The following is a 21,221-nucleotide window of genomic DNA, read 5'->3' as shown; positions in this document are numbered from 1 at the left end:
AGGGTTCGTATGCGGCGCTTCCGCGGCTTCGCCGATCTGGAGCTGTTTGCGGGCGAGCACGTGGTGGTGGTCGGTGAGCCGCGAGCCGGTCGCACCGACCTGATCACCGGCCTGCGCAGGGTGCTCGATCCGCGCAGCACCAACGGCCGCCCGCACCTGCTGGATGTCTACCGGCCGGTCCCGGCCGTGGGCGAGGACGGCGCCGACGAGCTCACCGAGGTCGAGGTCACCGTCGTCGGCCTGGACGATGCCGTGGCGCAGGATCTCGACGACCGGCTGGAGGTGATCGATCCGGACACCGGCCTACCGGCCGCCGAGGACCGGGCCGCCGAGGCGGTGATGGGGCTGCGGCTGTGCTACCGGCTGCGGTTCGACCCGGCCAGCGAGACCGCCGAGCACTGGGTGGAATACCCGAAGACCGGGCAGCGCGCGCCACGTGCCGAGCGCGAGCTCGTCGCCGCGATCATCCTGGACCGGCGGGCGCCACTGCAGCTGCGCCCGGACGGGACGTTCCGTCACCTCGTCGCCGACGCCGACGAGGCGGACCTGCTGGCGGCACTGGCGGACCTGAACGCCGACATGACCTCCGCGACAGACCGGCTGACCAGCAGCACCAGCATCCGCAAGACCATCGACGAGGTCCTCGACTCCGGAGCCGCCCGGCTGCTGGAGATGACCGGCAGCGCACCCGCCGCCGACATCGGGTTCGCCGCCGACGACGGTTCCGTCTCGGCGATCCTGCGCGCCCTGCAGCCCACCATCGCGCTCGATGGCGCCGGCCCGCTGCCGCTGACCGCACACGGCTCCACCACGACGGGCGTCCTGGCCGCCGCCGAGGCGGTGGTGTCCGCGTCGGCGCCCGGCGCGATCGTGCTCGCCGACGACTTCGGCGACGATCTCGACGCCGCGTCGGCGGAGTACCTCGCCGCGCTCCTGCGGCGCAACAGCGGTCAGGTCTGGCTGTCGACCCGCCGCCCGGACGCGGTCAGGGCCTTCGCCGCCGAGGAAATGGTCCGCCTGACCCGCAGCCACGGTGACCGGCGGGCGCATCAGCTGGCGACGACGACCGGCCGCAAGGAGCGCGCCGCCCGGCGGTACCTGCACCCGCTGCTGCTGCCGGCGATGACCGCCCGGACCGTCGCGCTGCTGGAAGGCCCACACGATCTGGAGGGCTACACCGCGATCGCGGACCGGCGCCTGCGCCAACGCGGCGTGGCGCCACCCTCGGCACACGGCGTGCGGATGGTCGCCCCGGCCAACGGCGACGGCGGGAAGGACGAGCTTCCGAAGCTCGCCCGCCTTGCCCGCGACCTCGGCTTCCACGTGCGGGTGGTCCTCGACAACGACAAGCCCGGCGCCGACGCGGCCCTCATCACCGAGCTCACCAGCATCGTCGAACAGGTTGTTCAGCTACCCGAGCGTAGTTCGGTCGAGCGGGCACTGACCCACGGCGTCGACGCCACCCGCCTCCGGACCGCCCTCCGCCGGCTGGTCGCCGAGCATGGCCTGACCGGCATCGACGTCGCCGCCATCGACGACAAGGACCTCGAAGGCAAGATCGTCAAGGTGTTGAAGCAGAAGGGCGGCCTGCACCAACCGTTCGTCGAGGCGTTGCCGCCGGGCATCAGGATGCCGCTGGCCAAGAAGGTCCTCGACACATTGTGCAGCCCACCCGGGGCGGACGTGCTGGTGGAGATCGAACTGCCATGACCTACCAGCCGGACAAGACCCAGCGGCAGGTCATCGACGCCGACGACTCGGTGCTGCTGGTGTGTGGCGGCGCCGGCACCGGCAAGACCACCACCGCGGCAGCGGCCGTGCGCGCACATCTCGAGCGCGCCGACCAACGCCGCGCCGAGAAGGCCGAGCCGGGCCGCCGGACCCGGCCGCCGACCGCCCGGGCACTGTTCCTGTCCTTTTCTCGATCGTCAGTCGCGCAGATTCTCGACCGGACGGCCGACGTCCTCGGCCCCTACCTCCCACAGGTGGAGATCACCACCTTCCACGCCTTCGCCTGGCGGCTGCTGACCCGGTGGGGCGGCGCGATCGGCGGCGCCGAGCCCGCGATGCTCAGCGAGACCGAAGCCAAGCTCTTCCGGGTTCCCGACACCATCCGCTACCAGGACATGCTGCCCCGCGCGCTCGACCTTCTTAAGGTGCCTGCCGTGCTGGAACACCTGCGGGCACGCTGGACGATGATCGTCTGCGACGAGTTCCAGGACACCGACGACCGCCAGTTCGAACTGCTGACCACCGTCCGCGGCGACGCACGGCTGCTGCTGCTCGGCGACCCGAACCAGTGCATCTACAGCGACCTGCCCGGCGCCGTCGGAGTCGGCCCCGAGCGGCTCGACACCGCCCTCGACCTGCCCGGCGCACGCCGGATCGACCTACCCGACGTGTCGCACCGCGACCCCAGCAACGTCCTGCCCGCGGCCGCGGCTGCCATCCGCCGCCGAGAGTTCGACCACGCGGCCGTCACCGCGGCCCTGGACAGCGGACGGCTCCACATCCAGGCCGGCCTGCCCACCGACCAGGAAGCCGACATCGTCGCCGCCGTCGTCCAAGACCTCCGCGTCGAGGGGCACACCGTCGGGGTGTTCAGCCACCACATCGACGCCACCACCGCCCTGTCCGACCAGCTCACCCACCTCGACATCGCACACGAGGTCATCGGCCTGCCGGAATGCCTCAGCTCCAGCATCGACGCGCAGCACGCGATGATCCGGTTCGCTGGCGGCGTCGCGACGTGGAGAGCGGTCCTGCAACGGCTTGCCGTCTTCGTCACCAGCTCGGTCCGCGGCAAGCAGGTCCCCAACCTTGCGTGGATGCTGCTCGGCAAGGTCGCGAGGCCAGCCGCACTCGATCGGCGTCTCGACAAGCTGCACGCTGCCCTGCAGGCCGCCGACCCGGCCGCCGCGGTGGCCCTCGCGGCCGACGCCCACGCACAACTCGGCCTGCCCCGGGGCGAGCGCCACTGGCAGCATGCGGCCCAGCTCCTGCAGCCCCAGGTCGTCCGCCAGCTCCGTCGACACGCCGACCCGGCTGACGCCCTGGAAGCCCTCGACGCGGCCATCGGCGCCTACCGCGCCGACCTGCTGACCTACGCCACGGGCGAGCCGGCCACCCCGGTCCAGCTCATGGGCCTCTACCAGACGAAGGGACGCGAGGCGGACGCCACCGTCGTTGTGCTGCGCAGCAACGACTTCTACGGACCGGAACGCCACGAGCCCTTCGAGACCGGGTCCCGGCTGCTGTATGTGGTCCTCACCCGCGCCCGCCACAAGACCGTCGCCTTGCTGTTCGGCGATGACCCACGACCACTCGTGGCGCCCTTGGCCAAGCTGGCCATGTGAGCAGTCGCGGTCGGTGCGTTGTTACACCGACCGCGATGATTCGCCGGATCGGTCTTGTCGTGCCCGTGCGAGATGACAGATGCCGCCCAGGGCGCTGGGCGGGTGGAACACGCTTGACGGACGGCGGGACGGTGGCGATCGTAGCTGCTGTGTCGCTGCCGGCCTTGCAGTTCGCGTTGCCACTCGGATCGGAGATCCGCTGGTCGGACATGCTCGCGACGCTGATCGCGACGGACCCGCTGCCGCTGTGCGAGTTGCTCGACCTCAGCGTGCGACGGCCGGAGGACCTGCGAGTGCGGCGTGAGGTGACGATCGGCGCGAAGCATCAGCCGGATCTGATCCTCGAACTCGACGGCCGGCGGCTCGCCCTCATCGAGGTCAAGGTCCTGGCCGGCCTGGGCCCTGCCCAACTGAACGGGTACCTGGCTGCGGTACCCGACGCCGACCGCTACGTCGTGGTGTATCCCGAGCGGCTCGTCATCGACGTCGCGGCACAGCCGCCGTGGTGTGGACTCACCTGGGAATACCTGCTGAAGGCGCACACGACAAGCGCGAACGCCTGGGTGTCGACGACCGCCACGGCGTGGCTGGCGCATCTGGATGCCTCACTGCCGAAGGTCGGCGCGGACACCGTGTGGAATGCGCTCACCCCGGGCGAGGACTTCGTGGTGGCGATGCGGGCACGGATGTCCTGGCTGCACGGCCAGCTCAACCCGCCGGTGCCCATCGACCACGACCTCGTCCCGTCGACCGCGGGGGTGAGCTGGGTGGTACGACTGTTCGCGGACGCGGCCGTGCCCGGCTACCAGATCCTCGTCGAGGTCGAGGAGAACCTGCCGGTCCGAGACTTCCCGAAGCTCGCCCTGCCAGGCGGGCAGCAGCCGCTGGGTCCGTCGATCAAAGTGTGTCTACGGCAGGACGGCGTGCAGACGTCCGCCGGCTTCGACTGGGACTACCTGCTCGCGGTGTGGCCGACGATGCGCGACGCCCGATCGGACTGGGTACGCAACCGTGCACAACCGAAGGCAGCCCACGACCGCCAGGCGTACAAGACGATGGTCGCCAAGGGCGGTCCACCGTTCCTCGGCATCGGATTCGGTGAGGCACAAGCGAAGCAGTCCAAGGCATGCATGTTCGGTGCACGCCTGCAACTTCAGCCGACGGTGCGGCTTGCCGATATCAAAGCCACACTTGAGTCCCTGTATGAACTGATTGAACAGATGGCCGCTGTGCATATCGAGACGACCGCCTGACGCGGCGAGTTGTGGGTGACGACAACGCTGCAGGGCGTCGCAGATCACCGAAGCCCCGCCGCGCTGTGGCTCTCCCGGGGCCGGCTGGCCGCGTGAGCTGTAGAACGGAAGGCTGCATTCGAAGGTAGTGGCGCGATGCGATTGCTCGGTGCTGGCACGCCGATTAGACCGCTGACGTAATGGCGTGGCGCTAGCGCCAGCCATGCGTCGTTGCGACTACTGGTCTCTCACTGTTACACCGAGGCCAAGGGCTCGTACCTGCTCGGCCAACTTGTCGGCTGTGGAGGCATCCACGACGAGTTGTAGGGTGCCTTGCAGATACGAAACATTGCCCTCGTCCAACATCGAGTAGAGGGTGCGGAATACTTGCGCCATTCCTTCGCTCTTGCCGGGTTGCTGAAAGAGATTGCCCATCAACGGGAATGTGACGAATTTTTCGGCAGCTGGGGGGTTGGTGGGATCCTCGGTGCCGTCGCTGCTTCCTGGCTCCCCTGAGTCCGTGGAGCTCTTTTTGGTGCCGTCAGGCTGCTGGGTTGAGGATCCTGAGGTTCCGTTGGTGTCGGCATCTTCGCGGGCGCGCGGGCGTGCGAGGCGAAGCCCGACCGAGGCCAGGTTGACCTGGCTCGAATCGGTGACCGCGACCGGCTGGTTCGACCCGTCCACGATCGCGAGCTCGTCTGATACGACTGCGGTGTAGATCGCCTCTTGTAGATCAGACTCGCCTGTGTACAGCAACGGAAGCCTTGGGGTGTTCCAGAACGCGTCGCGAATTTCGGACAGTGGGCGTCCATAGTCCTGTTCGCGGAGCTGATACAGCAGCACCCGAGCGGTGAACTGGCCGGCGTCAAAGACCTTTTCCTTGTCGGCGAGGGCCTTCCATACCTGAGTGCCATCCAGGGCGCTTTGGTTCTCGTCCTCGAAGGTGATCTGGTCAAGAGCCCTGTCCGCTTCAGGGTTGGGCTGTGCCAGGTAAGCGACATGCTGGTATGCGCGCTTGACCGCCTTTTCCAGCTCGATTTTGGCAGCCGTCATTTCTTTGGTGCCGGTGATGGTCAAATCGGCGTCGGCTTGTACTTCGGGCGCGTTGAGGGCTCGCTGGCGGGCCAGATACTCCACGGCGAGGGCGCGCGCGCGGCCCCGACGTTGCGTGTTTGCGACAGCGAACACGGCGGAGGAGGCCCACTCGACAGGCAATCGTGAGGTGCCTTCTCCGAGGCCGACTGCGACCCGCAGTGCGTCGATAGTTTGCTGTTCGATCCCGTTACGCAGGGAGAACTGGGCCGGGTCGAGGATGAACAGCCGGGTGATGCGTGCGTCATCGAGCCCGGCGGTCGCCAGCACCTCGGTCGGAGTCCGAGCGACGTCCGCGGCGATGAACCGCTTGACCTTGAATGGGCCTGTGTTAGCCAGTCGTTGCGCGAACTCGACGATGATCTGATCGCGTTCATCGTCGGTAATGGTCTTGCGGAGCGAGTTGACCAGTGTGCGGTACGTCAGCTTGGTTGAGAGGTAGTACCGCGCCGGTTTGTTGTTGCCCTGCCCGGCAATCGCTTCGACCGCACTCATGCCTTTGTCCTGGTTGACCAGGTCGGCGACAACGCCGTCGGCGTCGGTGAGCGTGAAGTCGGAGTCCGGCGCAGCGAGCGCTGCCTTCACCTCTGGGGCGGAGGCGCCGCGCCGTCCCCCCGGGCGGGAGCCGACGATGCTGGTCAGGAAGATGAAGGTGGCACCCCGTTCAGCAGCTCGGGGGTTGGTGGCCGACCATGGGACGGGCTCGCGTTGCAGGTCGAGCCTGCGGGCGGCACCGCCATCGTCACTCTGATTGACGATCTCGTTCTCGGCCAGTGCGCGGAAGTTCGCGACCGTGCGCTGGTCACCGACGAGGCCAGAACCGAGGATCGCCTCGCGGACGTTGTTGTTCGACAGCGGCAGATCGCCTGGCCCGATGAGGGTGGGCGCCCAGGCGCCGCTCTTGCCGCGCTGTTGCAGCGCATAGACCGATGCCGCGAAGATGCGGATTGTGGATCGAACCTTCTGGAAGCCGGTCACGGTGGCCCACTCACGTTCGGCCAGGTGCATCAGCATCGGGTGGAACGGGTAGGTACGGCGGACCTCGGACAAGAAGTCGCCACGCCAGGTGCCAGGGATGTTGTCCCAGACGTTCTTGGTCCAGGGTTTGTCGGTGTGGATGCCCTTAAATGCGTGCGCAGCTGCAGCGACGATCTCGTCTGGTGGCGCTTGGTCGAACAGCCGCCGCCGGAGGATGTCGGCGAAGTCGGCGTTTGCCGTCACAGTGGCTGGCAGGCCGTTGCGTTCTAGCAGGTCGTGGAGGTCGGTACGCCGTTCCCGCGCTGACTCGTTACCGAGCGCGATGGTGTCAGACCCGATCATGACGACGAGCATGGCTACATTCGGTACGTCGTTGACCGCATCGAGCAGGGCCCGTAGGAACGCCATGTCCTGGGCGACGAGTTCAGGCTTGCCTGCGCCGTCGAGGCCGTTCCCGACGTAGTCCATGATCTCGTCGACGATGATGAGGACAGGCCGGTTGAGCGCGCGCAGCGCTTCAACGATCTTGCTCTTGTCGTTGAAGTACGGAGCGTAGCGTTCGAAGAGGGTATAGTCCTTCGAGAACAGCCGCCATAGGAACCGTTCGTACAGGTTGTGCGCGGGCCCGTCGATCTCTTTGACGGGGGCGCCGGGGGTCATGTTGTCGCATGGCAGGACCACGACGTGTGGGTTGTTGAGGTCAGGCGGCAAATTGCGACCGAGGGTGGCACCTGCGCGGGCGAAGACCGCCCTGCCCAAGTCTGTCTGGGCCAGCGCCGCGGGGTGGCTCGCGAGCTGCCAGCAGCCGATGCAGGCGTGGGACTTACCGCCACCCATGCCCTGGTCGAGACGGGTGAGCGCGCGAGCCTTGCTGTAGTCAGCGCCACCGCCAAGACGCACGGCGATTTCAGCGAGCAGGCCCACGAGCAGATCCGTGGGATAGGTGATCTCCGCGTAGTAGGTCGCGTCAGCGTAGGCTGGCCGCAATGCGCCTGTCGCGTACACGGCCTTGTACAGCGACATCTGAACGTCGTCGATCTGCCCAGCAGCGTTGATGATCTCTGGCCGGATGCGGATCGCGTCCCACCACGGGGTCGTCCTGGCGCCGCTCATCGTCGTCCCTTCACCTCGCGCGCATGCAACCTTGGGACGCCCCGACTCTATGTCGGTGGCTTCCGCGAGTCCGGTCAGAATAGTGGTTGCTGAGCGTCGTGTGTCGCCTGCACCGCGTTGGCGGACTTCGCCGCGCTGGATACGCCCGACTGATTGCGCAGGATCCGGGTCCATCCGATCGCATCCGCGTCTCGTTCCGGAAGCCGGTCCACCAGGAACTTCATCGCCGCCCACAGGTACGGATCCTCGCTGTCGCGCCCCGACCAGGACAGGACCTCGCCGACGGCGCCAAGCCCGTCGCGTTGTGCCCTTCCCATCGCCAGCACAACGTCGATGACCGGAGAGTCGCTGGTAATGGTGGCCTTGAACCGCGCCGACGACACGAACTGGCAACCGTCGCTCGCGCTGGGAACGAGATCCTTGACGTCGCTCATGGCGAGATCGGCAGCAAGGACCTGCCAGCGCAGTTCGGACTTGGCGACCAGCTGACGCCCGAAGAGCCGGACCCACCACAGCGCGAAGCGGGTGCGCGGGTCGAACGCCTGCAGCGGGTGCCTGTCGACGTCTACTGCCATGGCATCCTGGACGGCCCGACGAGCGAGCACGAGGTACCGGTCGATCTCGACAGCCTCGGCGCGGCTGTCGAGAATCTGGGCATAGCGGCCGACGATCTCCATGGCCGGGCCTGCCGAGGCCATGAGCATGTCCGTCGGTGCGAGGCCCGCGCGCTCCCAGTCGCGGACACGTCGGGCGATTTCCTCACGGATCTGCATCTCGACGGCTGCAGCCCGACCGTCCTTGCGGTTCGATGCTGCTGGACGGCAGGCCATCGTCAACGTGGTGACGATGTTCGCCGATCCAGCTGCCGCGCCGCCAGCCTCAGTCTTCGCCGGCCAGGAAGCGGACATCACCAGATCGGCGGCAGTGATGGCCTGCAACAGGCGATGCCAGACCTCTGGGTCGCCGTGCCCGAAGACGATGGTGACGACCCCGTCATGGGCGACGACCCGACGCGCTTCGGCGAAGGCTCGGGCGATCATGCGGTCGTAGTGACCGGTGGTGCGGTGATCGTTGGCCGGGCCGCCACCCCGCTTGACGATGATTTCCGAAACCTTCTCCTGGACTCCGTCCGGGTGCGCGGTAATCGCCAGCGAAGGATCCGCGACCTGCATAGCTCGTTTCGCCCAGACGAAGAACATGTCGCTGGAGTCGCTGTAGTCGATCATGTCGTCGTAGGGAGGATCGGTCACAACAGCGTCCATGGACGCGGTCCGGAAGCGGACGCCGGTGGCGTCGCCACGTTCGATGGTGGCTGGGATGCTGCTGGCCCGAAGCAGGACGTTCCGCATCGTAGTGAGCGTCTGAGATGCCAAGGACTGCCACGAGCCCGGCCCGTTCGAGAGCCCACCTTCAAACCAGTCGTAGGAGAACGAGACGGCGGACTGGTTGACGAAGATGTCGCCAATCTGGCAGCGCCCAGCCTTCTGCAGACGAGCACCTCGTGAAGACCTGCGCAGCTTCCGCATCATCGCCGCAGTGGCGAAACTGGCTAGGGTACGCACGTAGTCCGAGCTCAAACCGGCTTCGAGACAGCGCTGGGAGCATTCGTTGATCGCCCGGGCGAGGCGGATGAGTCCCAGTGTCTGACGATCCTCGAACAGGTCGCCGTATACCTTGTCGCCATAGTTGACGGATTGGATTGTGCGGCTGTTTCCGTCCGGAATGCGTTCGTCGGGCCTGGCCGGAAGTAGACCGAACGGCGGCTCCTCGGCGAGGGCCTTGCGTGCCCGTTCGGCGGCGGCGAACTCGGCATCGGTCGGCTCGCGAAAGACTTTGGTCTCGTCATCGGCGATGTCGGCGGCGACGAGCAGCATGTCGCGTCGCTCTCCGTCGAGGCTCAGCCGAGTGTGGGTATCCTTCGTGTGCACATGTGCGCAGAAGGGGCAAACCGCCACGCGTCCATCGGAGGCGTACTTGCTCTTGCCCGCCAGGACTCGTGTTGGCGTCCCTTTTGGCGGGCCCCCGTGGACGACGGCTGTCACCTTGCCAGTCTTACTGTCCGCGTCGAGGTAGAAGCTCTGTCCCAGGTCGTCCTTCTTCGGCCGTGGCAGGCGAAGATGTAGTTCTCCGACGAGGGGGAACCGGTTACCGCACTCCTGGCAGGGCAGTGAGGAGGCCCACAGATAACCCCAGGGGAAGCGACCGCGATGCTTGGGGTAGAACTCGGCCATCGAGCCGGCGAAGCGGTCACCGACCTCGTCAAGGAAGCTCTCCGCGTCATCGAGCAGGCGGATACCTCCGACAGTCTTGTGTGCGAAGGGCAGTGGCTGCTCCATCGACCAGTCCCGGTACAGCAAGTCCGCCAGCAGCGCGCCGCCGAGCGTGGCGAACGGCGAGTAGTCGACACCGAATGCGTTCGCACCTAGCCTGCCTGCTTCCAGCGGAATCATGGCACGTCCAGAGAATGGATCAAGAACCCGGGGCCGGCGTCCGTAGGTGTCGATCAGAATCTGTTCGATCTCGTCCTGGGCCTTCTTGTAGCCGCTCATTGCGGTGCGGACCAGGGTCTGCAGACGGCGCTGGTCCTTCTCGTCGGCCGGCCACGGCAGCAGGCTCGTGAGGACTGCGGCCTTCGACTGTGCGACGGGCCGTTTGGCGAACCAAACCCACAGGCTGGACTCGGTGTTGCCGGAGCCCCATCCGTTGGCGCTGTTGTCGGAGACCTCGGCGCACGGGAACCAACGTTCGATCATTCGGGTCATCAGTGGTTCTCCTGCTGCGGGGCGGTGCGGTACTTGCTCAGAGTGCTGCCGGGGACGCGGAAGACTGCATCGTTGCGGATCTCGTCGGCGAAGATCGTGACAGGGTCGCGGTAGGTACCGAAGAGCGTGCCGCGGCTGTCGTGGCACTGATCCACAACATAAAGCCAGTAGTCGGTGCGGTGCTGGGTGGCGATGAGGACCTCGTTGCCCGTCATGCGGATGCCATTGCTCGCTGCGGAGCGCCACACCCCCTTGACCTCAACCAAGCGCTGGTCCCGCCCGCGGATGGCGTGCAGGTCGTAGCCGCGGTTGTCTGAGTGCACGTCGGCGACACGCCATCCGTCTTCCTGGAGCAGGCGAAGGACATGCAGCATCGCCACGGTCTCTGAATCGGTTTCCTCTGCCGTCCTCGGCGCGGCCGTAGGATGCACTCGGATTCGCGCTACCAGTTTCGGTTCGCTGAGCGCAACCTTGCTGAGCGCTTCCAGTTCCGCCAGGCGCTCTGCCGCACGCTCCTCCAGTCGGCGGCGGGTCGCGACCCGTTCCTGTTTGTCCGCAATTCCCACGGTGAGGTCGACGGGAAGGTTCTGCAGATCGTGGCGAGCCTGGGCGAACCAGTCGCTGCGCACCCGCTGGTGCTCGTCGCGGGTCTTCGCGGCGAGGGTCGCTGCGGCCATTCGCGCGGTATCGATCCGCGCAGGATGTGGTGCCGTCCCAGCCGATATGCTGGGCACCAGGTTGGCGAGGGTCTCCCACCGGATCGGATACGCCTGACCGTTGTCGTCGACGCGGATCAGGGCAGCCCAGGCGGTATGGCGTTTGCCACCGGCCTCGGTCAGGGTGGCTTCGAAGGCATGCAATTCGTAGCCGCTGAGACTGGTGGGGTCGTCTGCTGCGCCACTGCGGTACATGTCGGCGGCGAGTGCGTCGTCGGCGAGGGTGATGAGGTCGGTGAACGCCGCATCGCCTGGGCCTAGGGCAAGCACGTTGGACGTGTCGACGCTGATGCTGTGGTCCCGCAGAGCCTCCCCGCTGGTGGCGACGAGCACATATGCACTGCCTCCGAGGCCGTGCGGTAGAGGGCTGTCGGAGGACAAGAGCAGGATGCCTTCACCTGCGGCAGTGCGCTGCACTCGAAGCAGTCGAGCCTGGTCGAGACGGTTGAGGTATGACTCGACGATCGCCGGATTGATGCGATCCAGCAGGTCCCGTTGCAGCAGGGTGAGTGCCGCCATGGCGTCGACCTGGCTGGCGAGCGCGGCCTCTTGCGCGCGGGCTGTCCGTGCCGCCCGCTTGAGGTCGGCGGCGTGCACCTTACGTACGGCGGCGTCGGCGGCGGCCTTCTTGGCCTCATCATCACCGTAGAGATCGGTGAGCCACTGTTCGTACCGGACCCCGGTCATCTCCGCGACGGTGGAAAGGCTGTCGAAGATTTGCCCGCCAAGTTCGTTGGCGGCGGATACGAACCGCTCCAACAGCGTATGCAGTACGTCGCCCTCGCGCGTGTCGGCCGCGATGAGGTTGTACAGGAGAACGTCACGCAGTTGCCCAACCCGGTGGATCCGGCCCATGCGCTGCTCCAGGCGGACCAGCGACCACGGCAGGTCGTAGTTCACGAGCACATGCGCGGCTTGCAGGTCGATGCCCTCGTTCCCGGCGTCGGTGGTGACGATGACCTGGAATTCTCGGCGCATGAATGCGGCTCGTACCGCATCACGATCCGCCGGCGCCTGGCGTCCCGAGTACATTCGGGCGGTGTAGCCGGCTGCGTTGAGCCGCTGCACGATCCAATCGGCGGAATCCGCGTACTCGGTGAAGACGACCGCCTGCTCACCGCTGCCCGCGACGATCCCGTTCGCGGTGAGGCACAGGCGCGTCAGGTCACGCCATTTCGACGGTTCGTAACTGCCGTCGGCCAAGATGGTGTCGAGCTGCTGGATCAGATCCCTGATCGCCGCGCGTTCAGCTCGGCTCGCCTGCGATGCGGCATGGACGACCTTGGCCTCGTCTTTCGCCTCGTCGTCGGCATCAAAGATCCGCTCGACATCCAGGACTGCCTCAGCCTCGGTCTTCGCGCCCATGTGCGCTGTCCGGCGGCGCAGTGTTTCCCGGAGCGCGAACAGTGTCGAGGCGGCACGCTTGCCGTACACCATGCGGGCCAACGTCCGAGCCGTCGGTGGGAAGAACTGGTCGACCATATCCAGCGCCTGCCGGTAGATCGAGTATTCCTTGGAGCCGAGCGGCACCCGGAAGTTGGCTGCCGTCCGTCCCTTGAACAGCCTGGTCACCCCGTCATAGTCGACGAGGTCTTCCTTCATCCTCCGTAGAAAGTGCACAGGGCCCGGACGCAACGGCTGCAAACCGTCGTCGCTCTTCTCGCCGGGGTCGGGGTAGATGACGGGATCCACCAGGTGCAACAGGTGACGGAACAGCCACTCCGAGCCACGGTGTGGAGTGGCGGTCATCAGCAGCGCGCGAGGGGTGTTCTTCGCCAGCATGCGTCCGACCTGATGAAAGGACGTGGCCGTCGGGGTCAGGCGATGGGCCTCGTCGAACACGACGATGTCCCAGCCAGCCTTATCTGGGCGAATGGCGTCCTGCACGGCACCGTTGGTCGCCGCCAGCTCGAGCGACACGACCCACAGGTCGTGGCCAGTATCGAGCGCATGCTCGCGTACCGTGTCCGCCGTAATTCGACGGAGTCCGCCGCCGAAGAACCGGTCGAAGTCCTCCTGCCACTTGCTGGCCAGGTTCGCCGGCACGACGATCAAGGCCCTGCGGATCAATCCCAGTCGCTGCATCTCCCGCAAGTACAGTCCTGCCATGATCGTCTTGCCGGTACCGGGCTCATCGGCTAGCAAGAACCGCAGGAACGGCTGCGGCAGCATCGCCCCATACACCGCGTTTGCCTGATGCGCGTAGGGACGCAGCGGACTTGAGGCGAGCAGCGTCGTCTTGGCGTTGGTGGCAGCCGCCGCCATCCAGCGGGTCCACATGCCGGCCAGGACGCGCGCCGACGGTGCGCGGCCGTCCTCAATCAGGCGGACGACCTGACCCGCCTGTTCGGCGTCGAGGGACACCTTGTGGAGGGAGCCGGCGTCATCCGCAACGTAAAGCGTCCAGGCCCCGCCCGCCCCGCGTTGGGCGAGATCTACGGTGACCCATGCAGGCAGGTTGCGACCCGGTATGTGAATCCTGTGCCCCGGCTCGAACTCTGCAGCGTCGACCACGAGTCGCCTCCTTTGACCACGGGATTCTCGCACGAAGCGATCAGGGAGTCGGGGATGCAGAGACGGTGAGGGAGCCTGCCCGCTCGGGCGCGGAGCGTGGCGGCCGTGCGAGGCCGTATATCCAGGCAATACTGCGAGGTAACCCCCTGTTAAGGTGTCGACACGTGACGGAGACGCCACGGTCGGGAGTGGTGTCAGGAGACCTGTTCGGGTGACGTTGACCGAGTGACCTGGCTGCGCCGCCGCGAGTCTCGGGTCGAGTCGCGTCATGCCGGGCGTACCTTCCGACCCAGCCGAGCACACCGAGCTCCTCACCGGCGGCCCGTTCGCCGTCGTCCGCAACCCGACTCTTACCGCAGTGGCCGTAACCAGCCTCGGCATCACGCTCATGGTGCCCGACGCGGTCAGTGCCGCCGCCACCGCAGTGCTCATCGCGGCGATCCAGATACAGGTCCGCGCCGTCGAAGAGCCCCTACCTCAGCGCGGTCCACCGCGACCGGTACCGACCACACCGTCCGGGTCGATAGATTCGTGCCACGGGTTGGCCGGCCGTCGGTCGCTCCGTTCGACGGCCCACAGTGGGTCCGCCTCACCGCGCGTGCATAACCTCTAACGATGTATCCGCGTGGGCTCACCGATGATCACGAAACAGCCGTGCATGCGGCAGCGTCCGCCTTCCGTGCCGGGCTGGAACGAGGCGGCCTTCGGATGATCAGTCTCGCCGAGTTCCCGAAGGGCTCATGCGGAGACGCATGCGAACTGCTGGGCCAGTTCCTCGCCGACTCGGCACTCGGCGACTGGCAATACCAGTCGGGCCGGCGGGACGAGCCGTTCCAGACGCATGCATGGCTCGAGCAGGACGGGCTGATCCTCGACATCACGGCAGACCAGTTCCATGATGTCGACGAGCCGGTGCTCCTCACCCGGGATCGGGGTTGGCACGCACAGTTCCAGCTCATGACCGGACGACGCGTCGCAAACCTCAGCTGGTTCGACGGCCATGACCATGTAGGCGACGTGGGGTGGACGTATGCCGAGTTGGTACGGCGCGCCAGCGAGCTTTCAGCCACATAGGGTCACGCATCATTCCCCGGAGGGCGTTGGCCCGTCCGATGACGAGCCCGTCTATGCATGCCCCACGCGAGTCGGCTTCGTTCGTTGAGCCAGTCATGTCGACGTGATGACCACGAGTACGAGGCGGCGTGCCGATCTTCCTGGAGAACCTTCCCTCGGCCGACAGGGATCAAGACCTTCGGGTCTTCCTGCGGCTCGAAGCGATCGTGAACCTGCGGTGGCCCGACGACGTGGTGCGGCAGTGGCTATACGACCACGGCCGACACCTTGAGTTCCTCAGGGACTACGAAGACCTCGACCTCGAACGGATCCACTGGAAGCTCGAAGACGTCCCCGTCACGGAACTCGAGTCGATTCCGACCGGTCCCAGCGACCAGGGGATTCCTGGAGGAGGTCGCGGCGAACCACGTGTGCTGGCTGAGCAAGCGCCCGCTACGAATTCAGGAAGCATGGGAGGTCAAGGGAACGTGGCTCGTACCGCCGATGATAATCTCCCGCGACCTTCTTCATCCGGCGAACCGCGGGCTGCAAGTCATCGAGGGACGGATGCGCACTGGAATCCTGCAAGGGCGACGGTCCGATGGCCTGCATGTCGCCGACAGGCACGCGGCATGGGTAGGAAGGCCGGGCTGATCCGTCCCGTACGGGGCCGTGCCGGAGAGGTGACCGCCGTCGACCGTGCTCGGTCGTCAGGATCGCCTACGGATCAGAAGGTTGGGAGTTCGAGTCTCTTCGGGCACGCAAGGTCAAGAGGCGGTTGAGCTGCGGAAACGCGGGGAGGCCGCTTCTTCGTGTCCGTCCGGTGTGGACGGTGGGTGTCACGTGGGCGCCACGGCGGTGTCGTGACGCTCCGCGACGCCGTCTTGGTCGTTGGGGGTGTGACCTGCGGCTTCCTGCCGGTGGCCGGTCGCGCCGGGGTCGGCACACCTTTCGCGGGCCGCTGGCCGCGCGGGTTCCGGCGGCCGTTGCCACGGCTCTTTTCGCGGGTGCGGCGGTCGGCGGCGAGGACGAGTTTTGCGGTGGCGTCGGCGCACCTGCGCTGAGCGAGCGGGAGCACGCTTGTGTAGGTGTCGGCCGTGATCACGATGCTGGAGTGCCCGAGCAGGTCCTGCAGCGTCTTGAGCTCCGCGCCGGCTTCGTGGGCGAGAGACGCGGCGCCGTGCCGGAGGCCGTGCAGCCGGACCGGCGGGACGCCGGCCCGTGCGACGAGGAGCCGGAAGCGTCCGCTGGCGTAGCTGGGGTGGATCGGGTTGCCTTCCTTGCCGACGAACACGTACCCGGAGTCATGCCACACCCTCCCGGCGTCCAGGCGTCGTTCGCGGTGCTGGGCCTGGCGGCGGCGGTGTTCCCGCAGCACCTTCACGGTACGCCGGTCCAGGGCGGCGGTCTTCGGTTCACCCTCGATCACCTGGTAGCCGGCCGTGGTCCGGTTGCGGACGACGAACAGCACCCCGTGATCCAGGTCGAGCTCGGACCACCGCAGTCCGCAGGCCTCACCGCGACGGAGTCCGCGTAGGGCGGTGAGCCACCACAGGGCGAACAACGCGTCGTCGGTGACTGCGTTGAGGAAGGTGGCGAGCTGGTCGGCGGTCCACACCGCCACCGGGGGTCGTTCGCCGGTCCGTTGCCACTCCTCGACGCGGCCGTCGGTCCATACCTTCGCGTGGGGTTTGCGGTAGGACGGCACTTCGATGTGCCGGGCCGGATTCGTTGCGATGACGCCTTCACGGACGGCGAGGTTGAGCGCGGCCCGCAGGGTGGTGCGCAGATGCTGCATCGCCGACGCCGACGCCGACGCCGACTGCGGCTGGCCCTTGGCGTTCGTCGTCCGGGCGATCTCGGTGAAGACCGCGCGGAGCCGGCGGGCGTCGAGGTCGGCCAGGCACAGCCGGCCGAGGTGCGGGATGAGGACGCGTTCGACGTCGCGGGTGTAGTGCAACTTCGTGGTCGGCCGGATGCTGGTGCGGCTGGCCAGCCAGTACCGCAGCCACCGCTCCACCGTCCAAGAGCGGGCGGTGCGGTCCTCGCCGGTGGTGGCCAGCCACTCATCCCGGGCCCGGCGGGCGGCGGCCTGCGAGGGGTAGCCGCCCCGGCGGGCCCGTTCCAGGCGGCCGAGCCGGTTCGTGGCGGAGCAGTGAAAGTACCAGCTGCCGTGCCCGCGTTCGGTCAGGCGGGAACACGAGCGTTCCAACCCTTCGTCCAGCATCGTCACGGCAACTGCACCGTTTGAAGATCACACCTGTGTCCGCCATGGCCGTGCCCTTCTCCTCGCCGCTCTGGCATTCAGACTGAGGGGTATCCAGGCTGGCGGTTGTCACCCGACTAAGCGACCAGACAGCATCGACCGACACCCGATCGCGGCAAGTTCGGACGCCCAGTTCGTGGAGTCCGGTCTCGACGCGGGCTTCGCCGTGGCCGCGATCGGCTGCGATGGTGCGCGAGACGCGGTCGGTGCGTTGGTGGATGCGGCCGATAGCCGGTTCCAGTTGGGGTGCGTCGGACGGGTTGCCTTCTTCGACGGTGTGGTCGAGGACGGTGCGGTCGGCGTTGTCGACGATCTGGGCCTATAGCATCACGGCGCGCCACGACGGCAAGTACGACACCCCGCGTCGGCAAGTGGCGGACCTCGACGGCGGTGTAGCAGTACGAGCCGACCCGCTGTCTCCACCGGCGGGCACCCGCGCCACCAACGAGTCCCGGCCGCGTGGTGTGTGGCCGGACGAACGTGAGAGTCATCCGGGTCCTCTGCAGGCCCATTAGCGTCTCTTCGGCGCGGGCCGCACCACCACAGCGACCGTGAGTACTCGCTGCCGTGGGTGCGGCTCGGTGGCGAGGCTCGTCGTCCCTCCTCGCCTGGCGGTCCGCACTCGTTTCCGTCTCGTCGGTCGTTCGGTCCGGCTTGCGTGTACCAGACCGGACCGAACCTTCGACCGAATGACGTGCTCAGCTGTCCTTGCGGCGGTGGTAGTCGATGACGGCTGCGGCGAAGGTCAGAGCGCCACCGGCCGCCACCAGGCCTGCGGCCGCGATTTCCAGCACGCTACTCAGGATCATGACGTGATTTCCGTTCTAGGTGAAGGTATCGCCGGCCGGCGGTGTTGACCGTTTCACTCGACCAGAGTGGACAATGTTCCTGAACCGTCTCGGATTGGTCCGGATAGATTTGGCTAAAGCTGCTGGTAGACGTGGTGTGACCCGAGGTGCGCGGGCGGGGATCCGGTGGTGCTGCGGATATTTCCGGAGCAGGTGACTGTAGGGGTGCGGTGGGCCCAGCTGACGTTGAGACCAGGTCCGACCTGGCTGCCTGTCTCGATGCCCTCCGTCTGGCCGAGGGCTGGAAGTATCCAAAGATCGACAGAGAAAGGGAGAAGTTTGCGGACGCCGGGCTGATGGCCCGCAGCACGGTGAACGACATCTGTACGGGTGTGAAGGTCCCGACGCGGGAGCAGATGGAGGCGTTCCTGCGCATGTGTCGCCGGGAGGGTGATGCCGCGACGCCCTACCTCGACGCCTGGGAGCGGGTGAACGACAGCGGATCTGGCAGGCCTCGGCACACCCGCCGGGTCCGCGAGTGGGATCCTCTGCTGCTCGGGGTGCACCGGTCGATCAGACTGCCGGACAGCGAGGGTGAGTTGCCAATCTATGTCCGCAGAGACGTCGATGACGAGATCAGACGATCGTTGCGCCGCGGCAAGGCCGGTGGTGAGTGCTTCATGCTGCTCGTCGGTGACTCGTCGGTCGGAAAAACCAGAACAGCTTTCGAGACTCTGCTCGCGGAGGTACCGAACTGGTGGTTGACGAACCCGCGCAGTCATGCCGACTTGGAGGCGGTCGCGGCCGACCCGGGCCGTCACACCGTCGTGTGGCTGGATGAGATCACGCGTGTACTGAGGAACGGGCTGACGGCAGGAATCGTCCGGGCGCTGCTGTTCGCCGATGATCCGGTGCTGATCGTCGGCACGATGTGGCCGGGCCCGTATCGGCTGTTCAGGACTCGTCCGTCCGAGGACTGGGCGCGCGACCCGTATGAAAATCATCGTGAAGTGCTGCAGCTGGCGACAGTCGTCCGGGTCGACAAGATGCCCTCATCGGACGAGTCGGACCGGGCTGCCGTGGCGGCGACGACCGACCGGCGTCTGGCCAAGGCCGCGACTTCACGGTATGGCATATTCCGGGCATTGGCCGCAGTCCCCGCGTTGATAGATCACTGGCAGAACGCGCCGGACGCCTTATCCCAGACCCTTGTCACAGTGGCGGCTGACGCTGCTCGGCTCGGGGCACAGACGCCGTTGTCTCTCGATCTTCTCCGGGACGCGGTCACTGGTTACCTCACCGTGGAGGAACGCCCGAGGGCGACGGCGCAGGCGTGGGCGGTGGCACTCGCCTACGGCGTGACCGAGTTGGACGGCGCGGCGACCATGCTTGAACCGATCGGGTCCGAGCTCGGCGTGACCGACAGCTACCGCGTCGCTGATGCACTCGTTGAGCACATTGGCGCGGCCAGAGCCGCTGCAGTTCCCCCGGCATCGGCATGGGAGGCTTACTGCACTCATATCTCGACGGACGCCGACCTTTTCGAGCTCGGCGTGGCGGCCGAGAAACGCATGCTGCTGCAGTACGCCGAGCGGCTCTACCGCTCCTCTGATACCGCGGAAAGCCTCTTGGCCCTGGGCTACCTTCTTCTCCGTCAGGACCGCCAGGACGAGGCGGTGGCCTCGTGGCGGGGTGCTCTCGAGCGCGAGCTGGGCTATCTGCACCATCTGGTCGAGGATCTAGACGCGATGGGGTGGCCCGAGATCGTCGATGAGCTCCTGCGCTTCGCAGGCGTCCGCGGGGAGCCCTACGTCCTCGGCCAGTTGGTCGACCGTTTGGATGAACGGCTCCAGTCCGAGCAGGCCGACCGACTGTTGCGTGAGGCCGCGGACGCGGGCCTGCCCGGGGCGCACGTCGCACATGTGCTGCGACACCACGGTCCGCTGTCGGTTGAGGCGGAACAGGTGTTGCGTCAGGCTATAGCCGACGGTGACCCGTCCGCCCGGTACCTCCTGTCGCGAGTATTGACTGATCGCGGCCGGTTGGACTCCGTCGAGCAGCTGTGGCGTGAGGGCATCGCGGAAGGTGACCCCGAAGCCCGTTCCCGGCTGGCCGACCTACTGATGCGGCAGGACCGGGAAGAGGAGATCGAACGCCTGTGGCGGGCCGGCATCACCGCACGTGAACCCAGGGCGTGGGAGCAGTTCGTGGACTTCCTGCGTGAATTCGACCGACCGGTTGAAGCGGAGCAGGCATGGCGGGACGCCGCCGACGCGGGCTTCCCGGTGAGCAGATCAGTTCTCGTTCAGCTGCTGGTCGATCAGCGGCGACTCTCCGAGGCGGAAGCACTTCTGCGGGAGTTGGTCAACGCCGGCGAGATGCAGGCAGCCGAGCTCGCGGAGTTCCTGTACGAACGAGACAGAGTCGATGATGTCGAGGCGCTGTGGCGGCGCCGGCTGGCAGATGGACATCGAGACGCGATCAGTCCGTTAGCCGATCTGCTTCAAGACCAAAGCCGGACTGAGGAACTGGAACGCCTGTGGCGCCAACACATCGACCGGCTGGGCGGCGTCGACTCCCTCACCAGGCTTCTCGCTGCTCAGGATCGTGATGCGGAGATCGAGCCGATTCTGCGACAGCGAACAACGGCCGGAGACGGCCTGGCTCGCATCCAGCTGATCCGGCGGCTGGAGGGCGAGGACCGTCTGGACGCCGCTGAGCAGGTTCATAGGGAGGCGATTGCCGCAGGCCGGGAGAAGCACATGGCGTTGGCGATGTTCTTCAAGAGAAACGGCCGGCTGGAGGAGGCCGAGCAGGTTTTTCGGCTGGCCGTGGCCTGCGGCGAGGACAGTGCCTGGTGGGGGTTGGTCACGGTCGTGGCACAACGGGGTCGAATTCAGGAGGCGCAGGATCTTCAACGCCACGGACTCAACCCTGACGGCTCCACGGCATTAGGGTCGACACCCGAAACGGAAACCGATGAACGGAACCCGCCGCACCCGCGATGATCTTCCGGTTTGACCGGCCGGCCGAGCGTGGCGCCAAGGCCGAAGATGACGACCTTGGGGCCGGCGACCGCCGCACGACGGCGGTGAATTGTCTCCGTCGGCGCGGTCGGCTTTACTTACGGCGCACACGACGTCGCCGCGCAGGCGTCGGCCGCGGTGGGAAGCGGCCTGTGGGCTCGAATATGCGGTTCGACGGCTGTGACGTGCGGATGTCCGGCGCCTTGTACCGTGCCAAAACTCGTCGCACGGCGTGTGAGCTGGGCCGGTGGCCGGGTGGGTGATGATCGGGTTCGTGTTCGTGCGGGTTGCTGTATCGGGTGTCGGTGCAGGTGTTCGGCTGGCT

Annotated in this window: 10 protein-coding genes and 1 pseudogene; 6 read left to right on the top strand and 5 right to left on the bottom strand. The window is 66.8% G+C overall.

Going from position 1 to position 21,221, the window contains the following annotated elements; genetic code table 11:
- Positions 1-9: 9 nt before the first annotated feature.
- Genes Vau01_RS61345 through Vau01_RS61335 form a run of 3 tightly spaced genes read left to right on the top strand, consistent with a single transcriptional unit; the run spans position 10 to position 4,609 of the window.
- The gene (locus Vau01_RS61345) at positions 10-1,710 is read left to right on the top strand and encodes an OLD family protein (protein WP_239153090.1); all 1,701 of its coding nucleotides are present in this window, start codon (positions 10-12) and stop codon (positions 1,708-1,710) included.
- Positions 1,707-3,356 (top strand): UvrD-helicase domain-containing protein, encoded by a 1,650-nt coding sequence (locus Vau01_RS61340; RefSeq protein ID WP_204014270.1) that lies wholly within the window; start codon positions 1,707-1,709, stop codon positions 3,354-3,356. Before Vau01_RS61345 ends, Vau01_RS61340 begins: the two co-directional genes overlap by 4 nt.
- Before the next feature lie 35 nt (positions 3,357-3,391).
- Positions 3,392-4,609, top strand: coding sequence for a PDDEXK-like family protein (locus tag Vau01_RS61335; protein WP_204014267.1), 1,218 nt, complete (start codon positions 3,392-3,394; stop codon positions 4,607-4,609).
- Positions 4,610-4,825: 216 nt separating this feature from the next.
- On the opposite strand, the gene Vau01_RS61330 is transcribed toward Vau01_RS61335, so the two are convergent.
- The 3 genes from Vau01_RS61330 to Vau01_RS61320 form a co-directional block, all read right to left on the bottom strand.
- On the bottom strand, positions 4,826-7,771 hold the full coding sequence (locus tag Vau01_RS61330) for a DUF499 family protein (protein WP_204014264.1): 2,946 nt from the start codon (positions 7,769-7,771) through the stop codon (positions 4,826-4,828).
- A gap of 74 nt (positions 7,772-7,845) precedes the next feature.
- Complete coding sequence (locus tag Vau01_RS61325; protein ID WP_204014261.1) at positions 7,846-10,533, bottom strand: DUF1156 domain-containing protein; 2,688 nt, start codon at positions 10,531-10,533, stop codon at positions 7,846-7,848.
- A complete protein-coding gene (locus Vau01_RS61320) occupies positions 10,533-13,763 on the bottom strand; it encodes a helicase-related protein (RefSeq protein ID WP_204014258.1) in 3,231 nt (1,076 codons plus the stop codon). Before Vau01_RS61320 ends, Vau01_RS61325 begins: the two co-directional genes overlap by 1 nt.
- A gap of 268 nt (positions 13,764-14,031) precedes the next feature.
- On the opposite strand from Vau01_RS61320, the gene Vau01_RS65625 reads away from it, so the two are divergent.
- Positions 14,032-14,376, top strand: a complete 345-nt coding sequence (locus tag Vau01_RS65625; protein WP_204014246.1) for a methyltransferase — start codon at positions 14,032-14,034, stop codon at positions 14,374-14,376.
- 2 nt (positions 14,377-14,378) lie between these two features.
- Positions 14,379-14,837: a hypothetical protein gene (locus tag Vau01_RS61310; RefSeq protein WP_204014244.1), complete on the top strand. Its 459-nt coding sequence runs from the start codon at positions 14,379-14,381 to the stop codon at positions 14,835-14,837.
- Positions 14,838-15,543: 706 nt separating this feature from the next.
- Here the strand turns inward: Vau01_RS61310 and Vau01_RS61305 are convergent.
- Positions 15,544-17,043, bottom strand: a complete 1,500-nt coding sequence (locus Vau01_RS61305) for a tyrosine-type recombinase/integrase (RefSeq protein ID WP_239153092.1) — start codon at positions 17,041-17,043, stop codon at positions 15,544-15,546.
- A gap of 157 nt (positions 17,044-17,200) precedes the next feature.
- Positions 17,201-17,401 (bottom strand): annotated as a pseudogene (locus Vau01_RS64415) (ISNCY family transposase); the annotation flags it as partial.
- 825 nt (positions 17,402-18,226) lie between these two features.
- Between Vau01_RS64415 and Vau01_RS61295 the strand changes: the two are divergent.
- Positions 18,227-20,878: a tetratricopeptide repeat protein gene (locus Vau01_RS61295; RefSeq protein ID WP_204014240.1), complete on the top strand. Its 2,652-nt coding sequence runs from the start codon at positions 18,227-18,229 to the stop codon at positions 20,876-20,878.
- Positions 20,879-21,221: the final 343 nt, after the last annotated feature.

Source organism: Virgisporangium aurantiacum (genome assembly GCF_016863635.1).
GTDB classification, from domain to species: Bacteria; Actinomycetota; Actinomycetes; order Mycobacteriales; family Micromonosporaceae; genus Virgisporangium; species Virgisporangium aurantiacum.
This window is presented reverse-complemented; position numbering and strand designations above follow the sequence as displayed.